16 protein-coding genes are annotated in these 20,071 nt (G+C 56.3%); 10 read left to right on the forward strand and 6 right to left on the reverse strand.

The genetic code is table 11. The features are described 5' to 3' along the window. Positions 1–356: 356 nt before the first annotated feature. The 3 genes from hrpA to ACEPPP_RS04440 form a co-directional block, all read right to left on the reverse strand. Positions 357–4,271 (reverse strand): ATP-dependent RNA helicase HrpA, encoded by a 3,915-nt coding sequence (gene hrpA, locus ACEPPP_RS04430; protein WP_374089839.1) that lies wholly within the window; start codon positions 4,269–4,271, stop codon positions 357–359. 105 nt (positions 4,272–4,376) lie between these two features. Further along, complete coding sequence (locus tag ACEPPP_RS04435) at positions 4,377–4,967, reverse strand: Uma2 family endonuclease (RefSeq protein WP_374089840.1); 591 nt, start codon at positions 4,965–4,967, stop codon at positions 4,377–4,379. Positions 4,968–5,012: 45 nt separating this feature from the next. After that, positions 5,013–5,321, reverse strand: a complete 309-nt coding sequence (locus ACEPPP_RS04440) for a ferredoxin (RefSeq protein WP_374089841.1) — start codon at positions 5,319–5,321, stop codon at positions 5,013–5,015. Between the two features lie 199 nt (positions 5,322–5,520). Between ACEPPP_RS04440 and ACEPPP_RS04445 the strand changes: the two genes are divergently transcribed. Both ACEPPP_RS04445 and ACEPPP_RS04450 read left to right on the forward strand, forming a co-directional pair. Then, the gene (locus tag ACEPPP_RS04445) at positions 5,521–5,931 is read left to right on the forward strand and encodes a hypothetical protein (protein ID WP_374089842.1); all 411 of its coding nucleotides are present in this window, start codon (positions 5,521–5,523) and stop codon (positions 5,929–5,931) included. Positions 5,932–6,085: 154 nt separating this feature from the next. Then, entirely contained in the window at positions 6,086–6,736 is a 651-nt protein-coding gene (locus tag ACEPPP_RS04450; protein WP_374089843.1) for an FHA domain-containing protein, read from the forward strand. A gap of 16 nt (positions 6,737–6,752) precedes the next feature. Here ACEPPP_RS04450 and radA read toward each other — a convergent pair whose 3' ends face one another. Both radA and ACEPPP_RS04460 read right to left on the reverse strand, forming a co-directional pair. Next, a complete protein-coding gene (gene radA, locus ACEPPP_RS04455; protein WP_374089844.1) occupies positions 6,753–8,132 on the reverse strand; it encodes a DNA repair protein RadA in 1,380 nt (459 codons plus the stop codon). 36 nt (positions 8,133–8,168) lie between these two features. Next, positions 8,169–8,510, reverse strand: coding sequence for a hypothetical protein (locus ACEPPP_RS04460; RefSeq protein WP_374089845.1), 342 nt, complete (start codon positions 8,508–8,510; stop codon positions 8,169–8,171). Between the two features lie 96 nt (positions 8,511–8,606). Between ACEPPP_RS04460 and ACEPPP_RS04465 the strand changes: the two genes are divergently transcribed. The 4 genes from ACEPPP_RS04465 to ACEPPP_RS04480 all read left to right on the forward strand — a co-directional run bounded on the left by ACEPPP_RS04465 (position 8,607) and on the right by ACEPPP_RS04480 (position 14,286). Continuing rightward, on the forward strand, positions 8,607–10,781 hold the full coding sequence (locus tag ACEPPP_RS04465; RefSeq protein ID WP_374089846.1) for a type I secretion system permease/ATPase: 2,175 nt from the start codon (positions 8,607–8,609) through the stop codon (positions 10,779–10,781). A gap of 61 nt (positions 10,782–10,842) precedes the next feature. Next, positions 10,843–12,207: an HlyD family type I secretion periplasmic adaptor subunit gene (locus ACEPPP_RS04470; protein WP_374089847.1), complete on the forward strand. Its 1,365-nt coding sequence runs from the start codon at positions 10,843–10,845 to the stop codon at positions 12,205–12,207. A 162-nt stretch (positions 12,208–12,369) separates the two neighbouring features. Then, positions 12,370–12,909: a LuxR C-terminal-related transcriptional regulator gene (locus tag ACEPPP_RS04475; protein ID WP_374089848.1), complete on the forward strand. Its 540-nt coding sequence runs from the start codon at positions 12,370–12,372 to the stop codon at positions 12,907–12,909. A gap of 39 nt (positions 12,910–12,948) precedes the next feature. After that, positions 12,949–14,286, forward strand: coding sequence for a TolC family outer membrane protein (locus tag ACEPPP_RS04480; RefSeq protein ID WP_374089849.1), 1,338 nt, complete (start codon positions 12,949–12,951; stop codon positions 14,284–14,286). 53 nt (positions 14,287–14,339) lie between these two features. On the opposite strand, the gene folP is transcribed toward ACEPPP_RS04480, so the two are convergent. Beyond that, entirely contained in the window at positions 14,340–15,170 is an 831-nt protein-coding gene (gene folP / locus ACEPPP_RS04485; protein ID WP_374089850.1) for a dihydropteroate synthase, read from the reverse strand. Between the two features lie 80 nt (positions 15,171–15,250). Here folP and ACEPPP_RS04490 point away from each other — a divergent pair, with 80 nt between their 5' ends. The 4 genes from ACEPPP_RS04490 (at position 15,251) to ACEPPP_RS04505 (ending at position 20,069) form a co-directional block, all read left to right on the forward strand. Continuing rightward, entirely contained in the window at positions 15,251–15,787 is a 537-nt protein-coding gene (locus ACEPPP_RS04490) for a flavoprotein (RefSeq protein ID WP_374089851.1), read from the forward strand. Beyond that, positions 15,784–17,181 (forward strand): DUF6513 domain-containing protein, encoded by a 1,398-nt coding sequence (locus ACEPPP_RS04495; protein ID WP_374089852.1) that lies wholly within the window; start codon positions 15,784–15,786, stop codon positions 17,179–17,181. Before ACEPPP_RS04490 ends, ACEPPP_RS04495 begins: the two co-directional genes overlap by 4 nt. A gap of 351 nt (positions 17,182–17,532) precedes the next feature. Then, entirely contained in the window at positions 17,533–18,288 is a 756-nt protein-coding gene (pssA, locus tag ACEPPP_RS04500; RefSeq protein ID WP_374089853.1) for a CDP-diacylglycerol--serine O-phosphatidyltransferase, read from the forward strand. 236 nt (positions 18,289–18,524) lie between these two features. Then, on the forward strand, positions 18,525–20,069 hold the full coding sequence (locus ACEPPP_RS04505; protein ID WP_374089854.1) for a 2-isopropylmalate synthase: 1,545 nt from the start codon (positions 18,525–18,527) through the stop codon (positions 20,067–20,069). Positions 20,070–20,071 lie beyond the last annotated feature (2 nt).

Genomic DNA, 20,071 nt, shown 5'->3' on the forward strand with positions numbered 1-20,071 from the left:
GCTAATTTTTCTGTCTGCCGTATTCACCGGAAAGCGACGATTGAACGGATTGGGCTATGAAATTTTTCGTGCCTTTCGTGTTTTTCGTGGAAAATTCATCACATCAGTTATTCACAAATCCTGTGGATAACTTTGTGGATAGATTGTTTTTGAACACGCAAAAGTGCGGTTTTTATTACAGTTTGGTTAGATTGTATAAAAACGAATCAATCCACTGATGCGATAAAAAATCAATGACTTACGTACTATTTTGAGTTTTTTGAGCGTACCGCTTGACACACTGTAAGTCATTGATTCGCGCTGTGCATAAATGCTATTGATTCAAAATTATTGTGCACGACCCGTCGGATTTTGGATCAACCTCTGTCGTCCCAGGCTTTTTCAAGCCGTTTCGCGGAGACCGGATAAGCCGTCTTCAGTTGCTGTGCATACAGCGACACCCGGAATTCCTCCAGCGCCCAGCGAAACGGGTCCTGTTCGGGGACGATCGTTTCCTTTTTCGATTTTTTCTCGATGTCCTGCCAGAAACGGATCGAATAACGCTGGATTTCCTGATTTTTTTGCGGGTCGTTACTCAGCTTGTCGAGCCGGTACAGGGCCGCTTTCAGATAGCGCGGAATCGCCTTCAATTGCTCGTGCGGGGTATGGCGGATGAAGCCTGCATAAATCAACAGGTCGAGCTGCTGGTTGATGTCCTTGGCCAAGGGATCGTTAGCATTCAAGCGCTGCAAGCGGGTTTTGATCTCGGCATATTGCTGCATGATGTCCAACACGATCTTGCCGATCTCGTTCGCGGCGGCGATCAGATTCGGCTTCGACTGCTGCAAATTGCGTTCGAACGCCTCCTTGCCGCGGATCGTCCGCCCGTCGATGAACACATGGCTCAGAACGCTGAACAGCAAGTCCTCCTTGAACGAGCCGAACGGCTGAGAGGTGATGATCGGATGTTTCGGCAGGCGTTGATAGGCCAGTTCGGCGGCAGCCGACTGCGGCGCGTTTTTCTGGATATAGGTGCATTCCTTGCGCAGCTGCAACTGATACAGGCGCATCAGGCCGGCCTGATGCTGCTGCGCGGCCTTGCGTTCGGTGTCGAACAGGCGCACGCCGACCGCGTCGCCCTCGTCGACGAGCGCCGGATAGCCGATGAACGATTGGCCGCGCTGCATGAACTGCCGGGTGTCCGGCAGATCGTCGAAGGCCCACTGGATGCAGCCGGTGTAATTCAGTTCGTCCGCGGCGATCTGGTCGAAGCTGTCGCCGGCCACGACCCCATGCTTGGCCTGGAGTTTTTTCAGATCGCGGCCGTAATCGAGCAGCTTGCCCTGGTCGTCGACGACCCGGAAATTCATTTTCAAATGCTCGGGCAATGACTCCGGATTCCAGGCATTCAACGGGATCGCCTCGCCGGTCAGCTTGCGGAGGCGATTGCCGAGCCACTCATACAGGGAGCCCTTGAAATCCGGCTCGATTTCGAGACACTGCTTGACCGTTTCCGGCACCGGCACGAAATGCTTGCGGATCGGCTTCGGCAGCGACTTGATCAAGGCGATGCATTTCTCTTCGAGCAGACCCGGCACCAGCCAGTCGAACGGGACTTGCGAGACCTGATTCAACTGATGCACCGGGATGATCGCGGTGACCCCGTCCTCGTCGTGGCCGGGCTCGAAACGGTACTGCAGCGCGATGGTCAGGTTGCCGACCTTCTTGCTGTCAGGATAGTCCCATTCATTCACCGCATGGTCCTGCTCGCGGGTCAGGTCTTCCTTGGTCAGGAACAGGATTTTCGGGTTCTCGCGTTCGACCTTCTTGCGCCACTGATCGAGCGCGATGCCGCTGACGATCTCGGCCGGCAATTTCTTGTCGTAGAACTGATACAGCCATTCCTCGTCCTCGACCAGATCGACCCGGCGGCCCTTGTGCTGGATATAACCGACCTCTTCGAGCAGTTTCTGGTTCGCGACATAGAACGGCGCGTTGCTGTGATAGTCGTGATCGACCAGCGCCGAGCGGATGAAGATTTCGCGCGCGGCCTTAGGGTCGATATTTTCATACGGTACCTTACGCCCCGCCTGCAAGGTCAGGCCATAAAGCAAGGTGCGTTCGTACACGGCGCTGCGCCCGGCCTTCTTTTCCCAGTGCGGATCGTAGTAGTTGCGCTTGACCAGATGCTCGGCGCACTCTTCGATCCATTCCGGCTCGATCTTCGCGACCGTGCGCGCATAGACCTTGCTGGTCTCGACCTGCTCGCCCGCCATGATCCATTTCGGCCGCGCCTTGTGCTGGCCGGAGCCCGGAAAAATGAAGAATTTCAGGCCTCTTGCGCCGAGGTATTCGTAAGTCTCGTGCCGGAAGCCGATGTTCGAGAGCAGGCCTGGCAACAGCGCCCGATGGATTTCCACATAACTGGCCTCGACCATGTTCATCTTCAGGTTCAGGTCGCCCTTGATCACCTGCATGATCTGCGCATGGATGTCATACCATTCGCGCATCCGGATGTAAGACAAAAAATTATCGCTGCAGTATTTACGCAGCTTGCTGTTCGACAGATGCTTCTTCTGCTCCTCGAACTGATTCCAGAGATTCAGCAAGGTCAGAAAATCCGAGTCCTCGTGCCGGAACTGCGCCTGTTTCGCCTCGGCCTGCGCGAGCTTGTCGGCCGGCTTCTCGCGCGGGTCCTGAATGCTCAGCGCGGCGACGATGATCGCGACCTCGGTCAGGCAGTGCTGCTTTTCGGCCGCGATCAGCATGCGGGCCAGTTTCGGGTCGGTCGGAAATTTGACCAATTGCTTGCCGATGTCGGTCAGCTTGCCCTGTTTGTCGAGCGCGTTGACCTCCTGCAAGACCGTCTTGCCGTCGCGGATCATCTTGTCCTCGGGCGGCTCGATGAACGGAAAGTCCTCGATGTCGCCGAGGTTCAGCGCGGTCATTTGCAGGATCACCGCGGACAGGTTCGTACGCAGGATTTCCGGTTCGGTGAATTCGGGCCGCGCCTGATAATCCTCCGGCGAATACAGCCGAATGCAGATGCCTTCGGCGACCCGGCCGCAGCGCCCAGCCCGCTGGTTCGCGCTCGACTGCGAGATGCGTTCGATCGGCAGCCGCTGAATCTTGCTGCGGTGGCTGTAACGGCTGATGCGCGCGTGGCCGGTGTCGATCACGCCGCGAATGCCGGGCACGGTCAACGAGGTTTCGGCGACGTTGGTCGCCAACACGATCCGTATCTTGCCGCCTTTCGGCTTGAACACCCTTTCCTGCTCGCTCGCGCTGAGCTTCGCATACAACGGCAGGATCTCGTATTGGGACGGGTGATGTTTTTTCAGCGACTCGGTCGTTTCCTTGATCTCGCGCTCACCGCTCATGAAGATCAGGATGTCGCCGCGCAAATCGCGCGTCAGTTCGTCGACCGCCTCCAGAATCGCCTGCTGCAAATTGTCGCTGGTTTCGTCGTTGGCCGCGTTCTTGCCGTCCTCGTCCTTCTCCGGTTCCTCGACCGGCCGGTAGCGAATCTCGACCGGATAGGTGCGGCCCGACACTTCGATGATCGGCGCGTCGAAAAAATGCCGGGAAAAGCGCTCCGGGTCGATCGTCGCGGAGGTGATGATCAGCTTCAGATCCGACCGCTTCGGCAGCAGCCATTTCATATAGCCGAGCAGGAAATCGATGTTCAGGCTGCGCTCGTGCGCCTCGTCGATGATGATCGTATCGTATTGATTCAGATAAGGATCGTTCTGCGTCTCGGCCAAGAGGATGCCGTCGGTCATCAGCTTGACCAACGAATCGGCGTGAGTCTTGTCGCTGAAACGCACCTTGAAACCGACCGACTTGCCGAGCGGCTCGCCGAGTTCTTCCGCGATCCGGTCCGCGACCGTGCGCGCGGCGATCCGCCGCGGCTGGGTGTGACCGATGAAACCGGCGGAGCCGAGGCCGATCGACAGACAAATTTTCGGCAACTGCGTGGTCTTGCCGGAACCGGTTTCGCCGCAAACGATCACGACCTGATTGTTCCTGATCAGCTCGGCGATCTCGTCCTTCTTGCCGGTGACCGGCAAATCGGGAAAGTTCAGCGCCGGAACGCTGGCCAGGCGTTGATTGCGCTTCGCGGCCGATTGTTCGATGCGGCCTTGCAGCGCGGTAATCTGCGCGATCGGATTCTTGCCTTTCTGATAATCGCTGCGCAGCCGGTCGAGTTGGCGTTTAAAGCCGTGCCGATCCTGGTTTAAACACTGCGGTAATTGGCGGGAGAGAAGTTTGAGGGTTTCGCTGAGGGACATCAAAACAGCCGGTAAAATGCGGTTATTATACGCTAAACCGGACGCATTCCGGCATCAGCGAGGCCTGCTGGTTTGTTGAAAGTTGCCAGGCCTTCGCACTCGCCGTCAATAATCGATCGGCAAACGCGCCGCCAAATCGTCCCATTGAATCACGATCTCCGGCAGGATGCCGACCGCGGTTTCGCCTTTCAATTCATAGATTTCCGGCTTGCCGTATTCGTCGCCCTGCAAACGGTAAACCGTCAGCACCCGATCGACCGGATGCACCAGCCAATATTCGCGGACGCCGTAACGTTCATAAAGCTGGCGTTTCTTGATTTGATCGTGACCTGCGGTCGATGGCGACAACACTTCGACGATCCAGTCCGGCGCGCCGCGGACACCGCGGCGATCGAGTTTGTTGGAATCGCAGACAACCAGCACGTCGGGCTGGACGACGGTGTCGATTTTGTCGTCCGCCTCCTCATATTTGGGCAAACGCACATCAACCGGCGCAATGAAAGCCCGGCAGGATTTACCCTGTAATGCCTGTCGGGCCTGAAAATAAATTTCCCCCGCCACGTCCTGATGCGGCAAATCCGGCGCCGGGGCCATCATATACGCCACGCCATCGATCAACTCATAGCGCACATCGTCAGGCCAGGTCAGATAATCGCCGTAACAATGGAATAAAGCATCTTTTAAAGCCAGACCCATGACGCGTTCCTCATTATTTTTGGCTACTTTATCGCAGAATTCGAGCTATATTTTCAGGCGCTCGACGATCCGGTCATTGAGCAAATGCTCCTGGATGATCTGATCAATATCCTGCTGATCCTTAAACGTATACCAGACCGCTTCGGGGTAGACCACCAGCACCGGCCCCTTGTTGCAGCGGTCCATACAGCCGGCGTTATTGATCCGGCATTTGCCGGGCCCGTTCAGTTTGAGCTTTTTGATCTGCTCCTTGGCATAATCGCGCAAAGACTGCGCCTCATGATCCGCGCAGCAACTCCTGCCGTCTTCGCGCTGGTTGGTGCATATAAATACATGGTGTTTGTAGTAACTCATCGCAAAAAAATTAGGCTGGTTTCGATATTCGAGATTATACCGGAGCGAATGCAAAGCGCGAACCTGTCACTGAGCCGATCCGGCTAGCTTTTAAACTGAGCACCATTGACGTTCCTGGCTGCGGAACTTTCCGAACCCGTCAATGTCATTTTAAATGTAAATTTCAATCTCTCTTCACAACACAGTAAAGGACATCGATATGAAGCCAATAAAAATAACATCCGCCGCGCTTTTTCTCCTGCTGCCTCTTAGCATGGCAAGCCACGCCGAAACCCCGGAGTCGCCGACTGCCACCGATGAACCGATGAGCATGCCGGGTGGCATGTCCGGAGGCATGGGCATGCATCGCGGCATGGGCATGCGCGGCCCTATGTCCGAGGCGGAGCGGGACCAACACATGCGTATGTATCAAGAACATATGCTGAAGATGCACGATCTTTCGAACCGGATTCTGGCCGAGCCCGACGCCAAGAAAAAAGAACAGCTGAAAAACGAACAATTCGAACTGATGAAGGCGCACCAAGCGCAGATGATGACGCATCGGATGGAAAGGATGCAAAAACATCAAAAACCGGAACAACCTGCCCCCGCCCCCAAGACGACCAAATAAGCCTCGATCCGACGCCTCTTCGGTCACATCCTTTCCGGCCCTTTCGTGAAGAAAGGCCGGAAATTTGCCTTTTTTGAAGGTTCTCTGTTTGGCATGACATGAGTTGCTTGAATGTCAAAAAAAATACTGTCTATAATGAAGGCAGTTATTTTTCATGAATCAGCTAACTGAAATGCCAAAACTGACTGTTTATTTTAAAGATAAAGAAATCGAATCCTTCACGTTTGATGAAGGCACGGTGCGGGTTGGCCGCGATGAAACGAACGATGTCACGATAGACAGTCTGGCGATAGCACCGGTTCACGCCGTGATTACGCTGCGTCACGGCGTCGCCACAATCAGGCCGTTACAGGATGAATTCCCGATTACGGTCAACGGCGAAAAGACCCAGGAAGGCGTTCTGAACAATAACGACATGATTGCCCTCGGCAAACATCATATGCTTTTCAGCAGCACTTCGGCCGGCATGTTCAAGCCGTTTGCCGAAGTTCTAAACAACGAACCCTCGCCAGCCGCTCCGCTGTTCGGCATCGAACCCGAGTTGCCGAACGGCAATTTTCAGATCATGGACGGCGAAAATATCGGCAAAATCATCCCGATCAAAAAAAATATGGTGCAATTGGGACGCCCCGGCCAAGGCATTGTCGTGGTAACCCGGAAAAAAGACGGCTATTTTGTCTCGACGCTCGAAAACAAAGGCTCGCTGACCGTCAACGGCGAACCGATCGATAATAAAATCATCAAGCTGACCAATAACGACGTGCTCAGCATCAACGACAAGTCGCTGCAATTTTTTCTGAGCTGATTCTCGGACGCTCGGCCTACAAATCGGCCAGAATATCCAGCGCATCCGCCAGCGTCGCGACCGGATACACGGTCAAACCGTCGATCGCTTTCTTGGGCGCATTCGCTTTCGGTATCACCGCCTTTTTAAAGCCGTGCTTGGCCGCATCGTTCAGCCGGGCGTAACCATTCGCCACCGGACGGATTTCGCCGCTCAAGCCCACCTCGCCAAAAAAGAACGCGTCATGCGGGATGATCCGATCCCGTAAACTCGACACGATGCCGATGATGATCGCCAGATCCGAACTGGTTTCGGTCACCTTGATGCCGCCGACCACGTTCGCGTAAATCTCGTCGTTCGCGGTAAAAATGCCGCCATGCCGCGACAATACCGCAAGCAACATCGCGAGCCGGTTTTGATCGAAGCCGACCGCGAGCCGCCGCGGATTGCCGTATTGGCATTCGGTCACCAGGGCCTGAATTTCGACCAGCAAGGGCCTCGTGCCTTCCCACAACACCGTCACCACGCTGCCGGAGGACGGCTTTTCGGGTCGGTTCAGAAACATCGCGGACGGATTTTTGACTTCCTTCAAGCCCGCACTGTCCATCGCAAAAAAACCCAGTTCACCGACACTGCCGAAGCGGTTTTTATCGGCCCTGAGCACACGAAAGCGGGCATCGTCGGTCGCGGCCAAAATCACCTGACTATCGACGATATGGCTCAGGGTCATCGGCCCTGCCAGAGACTGGTCCTTGGTCACATGACCGACCAGAAACAGCGCGACGTTATTTTTTTTCGCATACTGGGTCAGATAGCTGGCCGATTCCCTAACCTGCGACACCGAACCGGGCGCCGATTCGGACTGTTCGGTGTATACGACCTGGATCGAATCGATCACCGCAACCTGCGGTTTGACCTCGTCCATCACATCGGCGATGCGCTGAACCGAGGTTTCGGCCAGCATCAAAATCTTCTCCGAAGGCAGTTTCAGCCGGTGCGCCCGATCGGCAATCTGGCGCAGCGATTCCTCGCCGGAAACGTACAGCACATCGACGCCCTGCTGCGCGATATGCGCAATGATCTGCAGCAGAATCGTGCTTTTGCCGGCGCCCGGCGCTCCGCCGATCAGCACCACGCTGCCTTTGACCAAGCCGCCGCCGAGCACGCGATCGAACTCCGTCATGCCGGTCTGGATTCTTTCCTCGAGCACCAGCGCGACATCGGATAACAGCTGGACTTCGGATTTGCTGCCCGCATAGCCGTCCCGACGCTGAGTGCGGCCGCCGGCTGAGGCCGCCCCCAGGCGCACCTCCTTGATCGTATTCCAGGCGCCGCAACTGGTGCATTGGCCGCTCCAGCGCGGATAATCGGCTCCGCATTCCGTGCACACAAAGGCGGTTTTGTCTTTTTTGCTCATTCAGTCGTTGGAAATCAGGCGTATTGCGACCGTATCTTAAAAAATCCTTTCACCTTGGTCGACCAAGTTGCTTAGCATACCCAAATCTTCGCGCCATTGCCTTCTGGAGCCAAGCTTACGCTGCACAGCCTCGGGCAACTCGGTAAAGGTGAACACGTTCTTTGCAATCAGCAATTCGATCAAGTCGTCTATCACCCGGATCATATCCGCATCGGTATTCGACAGATAAAGCCGGGGCTGTTCGGTAGCCGCAGAGGCATGCAAATAGTGCTGAATTTGAGGATCCTTACCGTCCAACCACTCAACCTCTACGGCCTCGGGCGGCGAATGATGCAATCCGGTAATTTCGCCCGACTCATTGCGGCTCACATAAGGCATGGCATTCTCCTGAAAAATGGAATAACATAGCATTCTAATATGAATATATGAATATGGAATGTGCAATAGTGCCGAATTTCAAGAGATCCCTGCCCAATGGATAAAACCGTAGCTCCTGCTTTCGTCACCCCAACGCGTATTTCGGCGGAAGCCACCCCAAAAATCGATGATCCTTTGCTGCTGGCGCTGCTGTCGATGTGCAAGCTGCTGCAGACACCGCACTCCGCGGACGCCTTGACCGCAGGCCTGCCGTTAGTCGACAACAAACTGACACTGCCTTTGTTTATCCGCGCCGCCGAGCGGGCCGGGCTTTCCGCCGGTTATGTCAAGCGCCCGTTACAGAAAATTTCCAACCTGGTTCTGCCCGCCGTATTGCTGTTGAACGACGACAAGACCTGCATCCTGCTGAGGAAGGACGACGCGTCGTGTACGGTTTTATTGCCCGAAACCGGCAGCGGCGAAAAAACGCTTGCGGCAGACGCACTGGCCGCCGAATATAGCGGCGCGGCGATCTTCATCCAGCTCGCCCATCAATTCGACGACCGCACCTCCGAATCGGTAACGCCCAAGGTCAAACACTGGTTCTGGGATGTCATTTATAAATCCTGGCCCATCTATACCGAGGTGATGCTGGCCTCGCTGCTGATCAATCTGTTCGCGCTGGCATCGCCGCTGTTCGTGATGAATGTCTATGACCGCGTCGTGCCGAACCATGCGGTAGAAACACTCTGGGTGTTGGCCATCGGCGTCGGCATCGTGTTTACCTTCGACTTTATCATGAAAGCACTGCGCGGCTACTTCATCGACGCCGCCGGCAAGCGTTCGGACATTATCCTGTCCGCGACGATCTTCGAAAAAGTGCTCGGCATTCGGATGGAGGCCAAACCGGCGTCGGTCGGCACCTTTGCGAATAATCTACATGAATTCGAGTCGTTTCGCGAATTCCTGACCTCGGCCACGCTGACCGCGCTGATCGATCTGCCGTTTCTGTTTCTGTTTCTCGGCATCATTGGGGTCATCGGCGGCAAACTGGCCTTGATACCGCTGATGCTTTTGCCGCTGTCGGCACTCGGTGCGATCAGCGTGCAACAACCGTTAAAAAGAACCATCACGGAACTGTTCAAGTTTTCGGCACAAAAAAGCGCGACGCTGATCGAAGCGGTTTCGAGCCTCGAAGTCCTGAAGAGCACCGGCGCCGAAGGCCAATTGCAACGGCAATGGGAGCAAACGATCGGGCAAATTTCCCGGTTGGGCCTGAAATCGCGCCTGTATTCCTCGCTGGCGATCAATCTGACCGCCTTCTTGCAACAATTGGCGACCGTCTTGATGGTGATCGCCGGCGTTTATCAAATCTCGGAAGGCGAATTGACCACCGGCGCCTTGATCGCCTGCACCCTGCTGACCGGCCGGGCCATGGCGCCGATCGGGCAGATCGCGGCCCTGTTGACCCGCTACCATCAGGCGCGGGCGTCGCTGGATTCGTTGAACCGTTTGATGTCGCTGCCGGTCGAGCGCGAAGCCGGTAAAAAATTCCTGCACCGCTCCGCATTCAAAGGCGCGATCGAATTCAAAAATATCTCGTTCAGCTATCCGGGGCAGCCGGTCAAGGCGCTGGAAAATGTCTCCTTCAAGATCAACGCCGGCGAGCGCGTCGCGATCATCGGCCGGATCGGTTCCGGCAAAAGCACGATCGAAAAGCTGATGATGGCGTTTTATGAACCGCAGGATGGCGCCATTCTAGTCGACGGCACCGACCTTAGGCAAATCGATCCTGCCGACCTGCGCCGGCAGATCGGCTATGTGCCCCAGGATATTACGCTGCTGTTCGGCAGCATCAAGGACAATATCACGCTCGGCTCCCGCCATGCCGACGATGGCGCGGTGCTGAGCGCCGCCGAGATTGCGGGCGTCACTCAATTTACCAATAGGCATCCTGCCGGCTTCGACATGCCGGTTGGCGAACGCGGCGCCGGTCTCTCCGGCGGGCAGCGCCAGAGCGTCGCGGTTGCACGCGCCCTGTTGCTCGCGCCGCCGGTTTATATCATGGACGAACCGACCAACTCGATGGACAACAGTTCCGAAGAAGCCTTCAAACAGCGTTTCGCCAATCAGTTGCATCACCGCACATTGATCCTGGTCACGCACCGGGCCTCCTTGTTGACCCTGGTCGACAGGCTGATCGTGATGGACGGCGGCCGCATCGTCGCAGACGGTCCGAAAGAGCAAGTCCTGGAGGCATTGAAACAAGGCCAAATCAAGGTCGCGACCTAGTCTTTTCAGGGTTTGATCACACACTCAGCAATCCGGCCACTCCACGCTCAGCCATTCCGCCATGTCCAAGCTGCTAAAAAAAATCTCCGCATTCAGCGCCGAACAACAGCAATTATCCGAAGACAAGGATTATGTTTCCGATGTCAACGCGGTCAATCTGTATAGCGTGCCGTTATACACGCACCTGATCCTGATACTCAGCTTCACTTTCATCGTGATTGCGTTGATTTGGGCCAATTTTGCGACGCTGGACGAAGTGACCCGAGGCTCGGGCAAGATCATTCCTTCCAGCCATATCCAGGTCGTGCAGAATCTGGAAGGCGGCATTTTATCGAAAATCCTGATCAAGGAAGGCGATCTGGTCGAAAAAGGGCAAGAGTTATTGCAACTCGACGATGTCCGCTTCGCGTCTTCGTTTCAGGAAACCAAACTCAAATATTATGAATTGCTGGCCAATAATGCCAGATTGAGCGCGGAAACCAGCGGCCAGCCGCTCAAAATCCCGCAGGAAGTGATCGACCACGCGCCCGAGCTTGCCGAACACGCCAAACAGCTTTATCAATCCAAGCTTTCGGAACTGGAAGCCTCCACCAGCGTGCTGGCGCAACAGGTCCGGCAAAAGGAGCAGGAACTGATCGAATTGAAGTCGAAAGAGGATCAGCTGAGCCGCAGCTACCAATTGCTGCAAAAAGAAGTTCAAATGTCCGAACCTCTGCTCGCGAGCGGCGCCCTGTCCGAAGTCGAAATGCTGCGACTGCGGCGCAGCGCGAACGACCTTCTCGGTGAATTGAACTCAGCGAAACTTTCGATTCCGAGAATTCAGGCCTACCTGAGCGAAAATAAAAGCAAGCTGGCCGAGATGAAAATCCGCTTCCAAACCGAAGCTTTGAAGGAACTGAACGAAACCAAGGCCGAACTCGACAGAACCAAGGCCTCGACGCTGGCGCTCGAAGATCGGGTGACCCGGACACGCATTCTTTCGCCGGTCAAGGGCACGATCAAACAGCTTAAAATCAGCACGATCGGCGGCGTGATCCAGCCCGGCATGGATTTGCTCGAAATCGTACCGATCGACGATACCCTGCTGGTCGAAGCGCAGGTGCGCCCGGCCGACATCGCCTTTCTGCGCCCTGGCCAGGATGCGGTGGTCAAGCTGACCGCTTACGACTTCTCGATCTACGGCGGCTTGAAAGCCAAACTGGAGCATATCAGCGCCGACACGATCCTCAATGAGGAAGACAAAAAACCCTATTTTTTGATCCGCCTCAGAACCGATAAAAATTATCTCGAAAAAAACGGCGAAAAGCTGAACATCATCACCGGCATGAATGCGGATGTCGATATTTTGACCGGCAAAAAAACCGTGTTAGACTATTTGCTAAAGCCAATTTTGAAGGCAAAACAACACGCTATGAGAGAACGTTAAAGTTATTTTTAATGTTTTATTGTTACACTCTGGCAAAAGGCGGCAAAAAGGATCCACTCAGTGGCGCGTATCCTAATTTTTTCTGATGACGAACAATTGGCGAGACAGTGGCAAGCATTGCTGGCGACCGAGCATGACGTATGCATTCAGGAAAATCTCGGAATGACTGCAGCAGGAGATCCCGCGCCGCTTGACCGCATGGCCATTGTCCATGCCAAGGTGATTGCCCCCGATCTCGGCAATCTCGCCCCGCTTACCCGGCAAGGGCTGAAGCTTCTGATCGTCGGCACGGATTGGCCGGAGGATAGACAGATCTACGCCCTAGTTGTCGGCTGTTACGGCTATTGCGAAGCCGGTGTCGCGCCCGAACTCTTGGCGAAGGCCGTCGGCAGTATTTTGAAAGGGGACGTCTGGATACCCCGAAACTTGGCGCCCAGGCTCATCGGCATGCTGGCGCGCTTGAGTCCGGCCGTCAACGAAACCGAAAAAGTTAGCGCCGAGTTCGAGAAGAACCTCGACCACTTGACGCACCGGGAACGCGATGTCGCCAAGATGCTGGGCGAAGGCTTGAGCAACAAATTGATCGCCTCGATGCTGAACATCTCAGAGCGCACGGTCAAGGCACATTTGACTTCGATCTTTCAAAAGCTCGAGGTGCAGGACAGACTGCAACTGGCATTGTTGATCAAAAACCATATTTAAACCATATATAGAAGCTCGAAACCGGAAAGGAAGGTTGTTATGAAACTAAAAATTGGCTTTGTTGCCGTACTGGCAGCGTTATTATCCTCGCAGGCCGGCGCGGAATCGCTGCATGAAGCAGTGCAGAAAACAATCAAGGAAAATCCGGATCTGCAAAGCTTCAAGGACGATCGCCTGGCAACCGAAGAACAGATCGGCCAGGCCAGAGCCGCCTTTTTCCCGACGATCGACCTGCAAGGCGGCTACGGTTTCGAACAATCGGACAACCCGACCACGCGAACCCGCATCTCCGGCTACGGCTCCAACAAGCTTGGCACGGTAACCTACGATAGAGCCGAGTCATCGATCCAACTCCGGCAAATGCTGTTTGACGGTTTGGCGACACCGAATGAAGTGCACCGGACCAAAGCCGCCACCAACGCGAAAGCCTATCTGGTTTACAGCCAATCGGAATATCGCGCGCTGGAAGCCGTACAAGCTTATCTGGAGGTATTGAAGTCGGAAGAACTGGCCCGGATCGCTCAAGAAAACCTGAATGCGCATCTCAGCTCGAATGACCAAATCACCATGCGCAGCCAGCAAGGCGTCGGCAAAAGAGCCGATATCGACCAATCAACCGCTCGCGTTTCGAGAGCCGAAAGCAACCTGCGCAATGCCGAAGGTAATTTAAAGGACGCCCAAACCCATTATTTGAAAGTCATCGGCGCCCTGCCCGGCAAACTCGAAATGCCCCAGCATCCGAACGGCAAACTGCCCAAAAACATCGACGAAGCGGTCGAATTGGCCGTCGCGAATCACCCGCAGTTAAAGTCAGCCAATGCCGACATCGATGAGGCGCATTATCAGCATGAAACGGCCAAAGCCCCATTCATGCCCCGTGTCGATTTCGAATCCGGCACTACCTACAACAACAATCTGGACGGCATTCCGGGTAAGAACGAAGACGTCACCGCGATGGTTCGCGTCCGTTACAACCTCCTGAACGGCGGCAAGGATTTGGCGCGCCGCAAGCAAACCGCTCACCAGATTGCTCAGGCCAAGGACATCCGAGACAACACCTACCGCCAGGTCGTGCAAAACATGCGCGAATCCTGGGTCGCCTATATCACCCGGCAAAGCCAGCTGGAATTGAACAAGCAATATTGGGAGCACAGCATCAAGGCGAAAGAAGCCTACCAGCAGCAGTTCAATATCGGCCAGCGCACTTTGCTCGACTTGTTGGACACCACGAACGAAATGTTTACCGCCGAAAGCAACTATGTCAACTCGCAATATGAAGAGCTTTTAGCGGCTTACCGCATTCTGGCCGCGGGAGCCCATTTGAACAGCTATCTGGGTGTGGCGCTACCGGAAGAATCCAAACCGCTGCAAGACTGATTTTAAAATCGGCTCTGCTAAAAAAGGCTCCTTGGGGAGCCTTTTTTTCAGTATCAATGAGATGATTTTCGGCTCTGCCGGATCGCCCAGGCCACATCCGCCGCCTGCCGGTTTTCCTTCACATCGTGCACGCGGAACAGTTTGACGCCGGCCATCACACCCAGCGCGGTGGTGACCGCCGTCGCGGTGACCAGTTCGGCCGGCTCTTCGACATGGCACAACGAGCCCATGAATCGCTTGCGGCTGGTGCCCAGCAGCACCGGAAATCCGAGGCCGACAAAGGCGTCGAGATGCGCGAGCAGATCGATATTATCCTGCCTGCGCTTGCCGAAGCCGATGCCGGGATCGACGATGATGCGTTCCTTTTTAATCCCCGCCGCTAAAGCCGCCTCGACACGTTCCCGCAAAACCGCCACGACCTCGCCGACCACCTCGTCATAATACGGATTGTCCTGCATCGTTTTCGGCGTGCCCTGGCTGTGCATCAGCACGATCGGCACATCCCGGCGCGCGGCCAATGTCAGCATCTTCGCATCGCCGGTGCCGCCGGAAACGTCATTGATCATGTCGGCGCCCGCCCCGATGGCGGCACCGGCGACTTCGGCCAGGGTCGTATCGATGCTGATCAAGAGCTTCGCTGACAAGCCTTTGATCGCCTCGATCACCGGCACGACCCGGCGGATTTGATCCGAAGCCGGCACCGGGTCCGAGCCCGGCCGCGTCGACTCGCCGCCGATGTCGATGATGTCGGCGCCGTCGGCCAGCATCTTCTCGACCTGCGCTACCGCCGCCTCCACCGTGCTATATTTCCCGCCGTCGGAAAAACTGTCCGGCGTCACGTTCAATATTCCCATGATCAGCGGTTTCTCGAAAGCTCTAAACAAAATCCAAACTCCTCTGTACGAACTACGGTCAAACCTTCGAGTATAATACCGGGACCTACTCCACCCCAAACAAATAATTGATGGATAAACCGCGCTTAGCCTGGGCCATTACCGGCTCCGGCCACTATATCAAAGAGTGTCTGGATTTTTTATTGACCCTCGACCGTGTCGATTTATACATCAGCCAGGCCGGCGAAGAGGTGCTCAGAATGTACGGCTACGACCTGAAAGAGATTCGAGAAAAAATGCCGGTTTACCGCGACAAGACCGCCTCGTCGCCGCCGGTCGGCCTGTTTTACAAAGGCTACTATCACACCTTCGTGATGGCTCCGGCCACCTCGAACACGGTCGCCAAATGCGTGCTCGGCATCGCCGACTCGCTGGTCACCAATCTGTATTCGCAGGCCGGCAAATGCAGGGTGCCGAGCATCGTCTTCCCCTGCGACACCGCACCGGAAATGGAAACCACCGCGCCGGGCGGCAAGGTGATGGTGTATCCGCGCAGGATCGATCTCGAAGGCACCGAAAAACTGCGCGCGATCGAATACACGACCGTCGTCGAGTCGGTCGATGATCTGATCGTGAAGGTCAAAGAACGCCTGCAGGCGGTCGGATGAGCGAGCACATCCTGTTTCTGACCGGCAAGCTGGCGGAAAAACAGCTGCGGGCGATCCTCGAAAAGATGCAGCCGAAGTTCCGTTATACGGTGCATCAACTCGGCATCAAGGTCGCCGCGCTGATGACTGCGGACATGATCGGGCGCCGGCTGACCGACACCTTCGGCGCCGACCGCATCATCGTGCCGGGCCGCTGCCGGGGGGATCTCGACAAGCTGTCCGTGGACAAGGGCCTGCCGATCGAACGCGGCCCCGACGAATTGAAGGATCTGCCGCAGTTTTTCGGCCAGGCCGCGCACAAGCCGGACCTCAGCCAGTACCAGGTCAAAATCTTTGCCGAGATCGTCGATGCGCCGAATCTGAGCATCGAGGCGGCGGTCGAGCGCGCGCGCTATTACCAAAGAAACGGCGCCGACGTGATCGACATCGGCTGCCTGCCGAGCACGCCCTTCCCGTTGATGGAAGAAATGATCCGCATGCTGAAGCAGGAAGGCTTCAGGGTCAGTATCGACTCGTTGAATGCGGACGACCTGCTCAAAGGCGCGAAGGCCGGCGCCGACTTCATGCTCAGCCTGCACGAAAGCACTCTGTGGATCGCGGACGAGGTCGAGGCGACGCCGATCCTGATCCCGGAAACACATGAAGACCTCGCATCGCTAGACCGCAGCATCGCGGCGCTCCGGGAAAAAAACCGCGCCTTCATCGTCGATCCTATCCTCGACCCGCTGCATTTCGGTTTCACCGAGTCGGTCTTGCGCTATCACGAAGTCAGGAAGCGCCATCCCGACATCGAGATCATGATGGGCGTCGGCAATATCACCGAACTGACCCACGCCGACACCGCCGGCATGAACGCCTTGCTGCTCGGCATCTGCTCGGAACTGAACATCAACCAGATCCTGGCGACCGAAGTCAGCCGGCACGCCTGCCGCGCGATCAAGGAAGCCGACCTGGCCCGGCGCATCATGCATGCGGCCAAGGAGCACAACACGCTGCCGAAACATATCGATCCGGGCCTGATGGCGCTGCACGAGCCCTCGCCTTTCCCCTATTCTTTCGCCGAGATCAGCGAACTGGCCGGCGAAATCAAGGACCCGAGCTACCGGATTCAGATCAGCCCCGAAGGCGTGCATATTTTCAACCGGGACGGCCTGAACAGCGCCGCCGATCCTTTCGAACTGTTCCCGAAACTCGGCGTCGAAAGCGACGGCGGTCATGCCTTTTACCTCGGCGTCGAACTGGCCCGCGCCGAAATCGCCTGGCGGCTCGGCAAGCGCTACAACCAGGACGAGGCCTTGACCTGGGGCTGCGCGACCGATCAGGGCGAATCTACGGTCGATCTGCACACCTTCAAGCCCGCCGGCACGACGCTGCAAAAGAAAGAACCCCATTAAGCTAGGTACGGCTTGCCCGCTCATTGTATAATTGCGGAGTTTGAGAGTTACGGCGTTCCCCTGCTTTGCGCCGGGAATGCAAACCGAACCGCCCGGCGGTTCGGGACGCAGGGCGTCACTGCCATTAAGTTAAGGTTTGCCGGTTCCTTCTCTCTCCGCACCCACAGGGCATAAAGGAGAAGGCTAGGATGAGGGGAGCAAAATAAAGTATTTTTCCTTATTTTATTCCCCTCACCCCGACCCTCTCCCGGTGGGAGAGGGAGTTTTACCCTTAACTTAATGGCAGTGGACGCAGGGCGCCGCGGGAACCCTAAGCCGAATTTTTATTGCCAACATTAAATCAATCCAACAATGACTGTCGAAAAACCTTCCATACGCCGCCGCGGTATCTATTTGTTACCCAACTTGTTTACGACGGGAGCGCTGTTTTCGGGTTTTTACGCGATCATTTCCGCGATGAACGGACACTTTGAAACCGCGGTGATCGCTATCTTCATCGCGATGGTGCTGGACGGGCTCGACGGCCGCGTCGCGCGCCTGACCAACACGCAAAGCGAATTCGGCGTGCAATACGACAGCCTGTCGGACATGGTGTCGTTCGGTGTCGCTCCGGCGTTGGTGATGTATCTATGGGCGTTTTCCGGCCTCGGCAAATTGGGTCTGTTCGCCGCCTTCGTACACACGGCCGGCGGCGCCCTGCGTCTGGCGCGCTTCAACACCCAGGTCGAAACCGCCGACAAACGCTATTTCCAAGGCTTGGCGAGCCCTGCCGCCGCCGCGATTCTGGCCGGCTTCATCTGGTTTGCGCTCGAATACCAATACGATGTGGACTATCTGAAATATCCCGCTCTGATTTTGACCACTGCGACCGGCCTGTTGATGGTCAGCAATTTCCGCTATCTCAGCTTCAAGGGCATCGACTGGAAAGGCAAGGTGCCGTTCGTTGTTGCGATCGTCGCGATGCTGATCATTGGCTTCGTGATGACACAACCGCAATCGATGCTGTTCTTTTTGTCGCTGATCTATGCGGCATCCGGCCCTGTTCTGACGCTGGTGTTGCTGAAACGCCGCCGGCAGCACGCAAGAAAATCAGAAAAATCCGCTTGAGGCTCCCCATTCATTAGCGTATAGTCGCACTATGTCCACACCATACACCTTCATTCATTACTCTGCACCGGCCGCTCGCGGGGCCGCTTCCTTGCTGTCGCCTGCACTTCCTCTGCTGCTGAGACTACTGCCCTGAGGGGCACATAATCTTAACTTTCGCAGAATCGCTTTACACACCCATTTTTTAAATCCTCGGCAAGGCACGCGTGGAGGGTTCTCCATGCAGGGAGTTTTTTATGAAAGACAAATTAATCATTTTTGATACGACGATGCGCGACGGCGAACAAAGCCCCGGCGCCTCGATGACCCGTGAAGAAAAAATCCGCATCGGACGGGCGCTGGAACGCCTCCGGGTCGACGTGATCGAAGCCGGCTTCCCGGCCGCCAGCCCCGGCGATTTCGAATCGGTGCAGGCGGTTGCGAACGTGATCAAGGACAGCACGGTCTGCGGCCTGGCGCGCGCCCTGGACAGGGACATCGACCGCGCTGGCGAAGCGTTGAAAGGCGCGAGCCGTGCCCGCATCCACACCTTCATCGCCACCTCACCGCTGCATATGCAAAAGAAATTGCAGATGTCGCCGGAGCAGGTGATCGAATACGCGGTGCGCGCGGTCAAACGCGCCCGCCAATACACCGACGATGTCGAATTTTCGCCCGAAGATGCGGGGCGCTCGGAAGAGGACTTCTTGTGCCGGATTCTCGAAGCGGTGATCGACGCGGGAGCGCGCACCTTGAACATTCCGGATACGGTCGGTTACAGCATTCCGCAGCAATTCGGCGCGACGATCGCGAACCTGATCCAGCGCATCCCGAATTCGGACAAGGCGATCTTCTCGGTGCACTGCCATAACGATCTGGGCCTCGCGGTCGCGAATTCCCTGTCGGCGGTGATGAACGGCGCGCGTCAGATCGAATGCACCATCAACGGTCTCGGCGAACGCGCCGGCAACGCCTCGCTCGAAGAAGTCGTGATGGCGGTACGTACGCGCCAGGACGTCTTTACCTGCGATACCGGCATCGACAGCCGCGAAATCCTGACCTGTTCGAAATTGGTGTCATCGATCACCGGTTTCCCGGTGCAGCCGAACAAGGCGATCGTCGGCGCGAACGCGTTCGCGCATGAATCCGGCATCCACCAGGACGGCGTGTTGAAGAGCCGCGAGACCTACGAGATCATGCGCGCCGAAGACGTCGGCTGGAGCGCGAACCGGATGGTGCTCGGCAAGCATTCGGGCCGCAACGCCTTCAAGAGCCGGATGACCGAATTGGGCTTGGTGTTCGAATCGGAAGAAGAGTTGAACGACGTGTTCATGCGCTTCAAGCAACTGGCCGACAAGAAGCACGACATTTTCGACGAAGATTTGCAGGCCCTGGTCTCCGAGGCGAACTTCGAGGCCGAAGATGAACTGGTCAAATTGATCGCCTTGAAAGTCTGCTCCGAAACCGGCGAGGTGCCGGTCGCGAAGGTGACCCTGCGCATCGACAATCAGGAAGTGACCGGCGAGGCGAGCGGCGGCGGCGCGGTCGACGCCAGCCTGAAGGCGATCGAAAATCTGGTGCAATCGAAGGCGAGCCTGGAGTTGTATTCGGTCAACAACATCACGACCGGCACCGACTCGCAGGGCGAAGTGACCGTGCGCCTCGAAAAAGCCGGCCGCATCGTGAACGGCATGGGCGCCGACACCGACATCGTGATCGCTTCCGCGAAGGCTTATGTGAATGCGGTGAACAAGTTGCAGACCGGCGACCTGCGCCAGCATCCGCAAAAAGGAAATGTCTAGCC

The sequence above is a fragment of the Methylomicrobium lacus genome, from assembly GCF_041897535.1.
GTDB classification, from domain to species: Bacteria; Pseudomonadota; Gammaproteobacteria; order Methylococcales; family Methylomonadaceae; genus Methylomicrobium; species Methylomicrobium lacus_A.

Excerpts from the sequence above, each read along its gene's own strand:
- hrpA (WP_374089839.1), bottom strand. The coding sequence starts at position 4,271 with ATGTCCCTCAGCGAAACCCTCAAACTTCTCTCCCGCCAATTACCGCAG.
- ACEPPP_RS04435 (WP_374089840.1), bottom strand. The coding sequence starts at position 4,967 with ATGGGTCTGGCTTTAAAAGATGCTTTATTCCATTGTTACGGCGATTAT.
- ACEPPP_RS04440 (WP_374089841.1), bottom strand. The coding sequence starts at position 5,321 with ATGAGTTACTACAAACACCATGTATTTATATGCACCAACCAGCGCGAA.
- ACEPPP_RS04445 (WP_374089842.1), top strand. The coding sequence starts at position 5,521 with ATGAAGCCAATAAAAATAACATCCGCCGCGCTTTTTCTCCTGCTGCCT.
- ACEPPP_RS04450 (WP_374089843.1), top strand. The coding sequence starts at position 6,086 with ATGAATCAGCTAACTGAAATGCCAAAACTGACTGTTTATTTTAAAGAT.
- radA (WP_374089844.1), bottom strand. The coding sequence starts at position 8,132 with ATGAGCAAAAAAGACAAAACCGCCTTTGTGTGCACGGAATGCGGAGCC.
- ACEPPP_RS04460 (WP_374089845.1), bottom strand. The coding sequence starts at position 8,510 with ATGCCTTATGTGAGCCGCAATGAGTCGGGCGAAATTACCGGATTGCAT.
- ACEPPP_RS04465 (WP_374089846.1), top strand. The coding sequence starts at position 8,607 with ATGGATAAAACCGTAGCTCCTGCTTTCGTCACCCCAACGCGTATTTCG.
- ACEPPP_RS04470 (WP_374089847.1), top strand. The coding sequence starts at position 10,843 with ATGTCCAAGCTGCTAAAAAAAATCTCCGCATTCAGCGCCGAACAACAG.
- ACEPPP_RS04475 (WP_374089848.1), top strand. The coding sequence starts at position 12,370 with ATGACTGCAGCAGGAGATCCCGCGCCGCTTGACCGCATGGCCATTGTC.
- ACEPPP_RS04480 (WP_374089849.1), top strand. The coding sequence starts at position 12,949 with ATGAAACTAAAAATTGGCTTTGTTGCCGTACTGGCAGCGTTATTATCC.
- ACEPPP_RS04490 (WP_374089851.1), top strand. The coding sequence starts at position 15,251 with ATGGATAAACCGCGCTTAGCCTGGGCCATTACCGGCTCCGGCCACTAT.
- ACEPPP_RS04495 (WP_374089852.1), top strand. The coding sequence starts at position 15,784 with ATGAGCGAGCACATCCTGTTTCTGACCGGCAAGCTGGCGGAAAAACAG.
- pssA (WP_374089853.1), top strand. The coding sequence starts at position 17,533 with ATGACTGTCGAAAAACCTTCCATACGCCGCCGCGGTATCTATTTGTTA.
- ACEPPP_RS04505 (WP_374089854.1), top strand. The coding sequence starts at position 18,525 with ATGAAAGACAAATTAATCATTTTTGATACGACGATGCGCGACGGCGAA.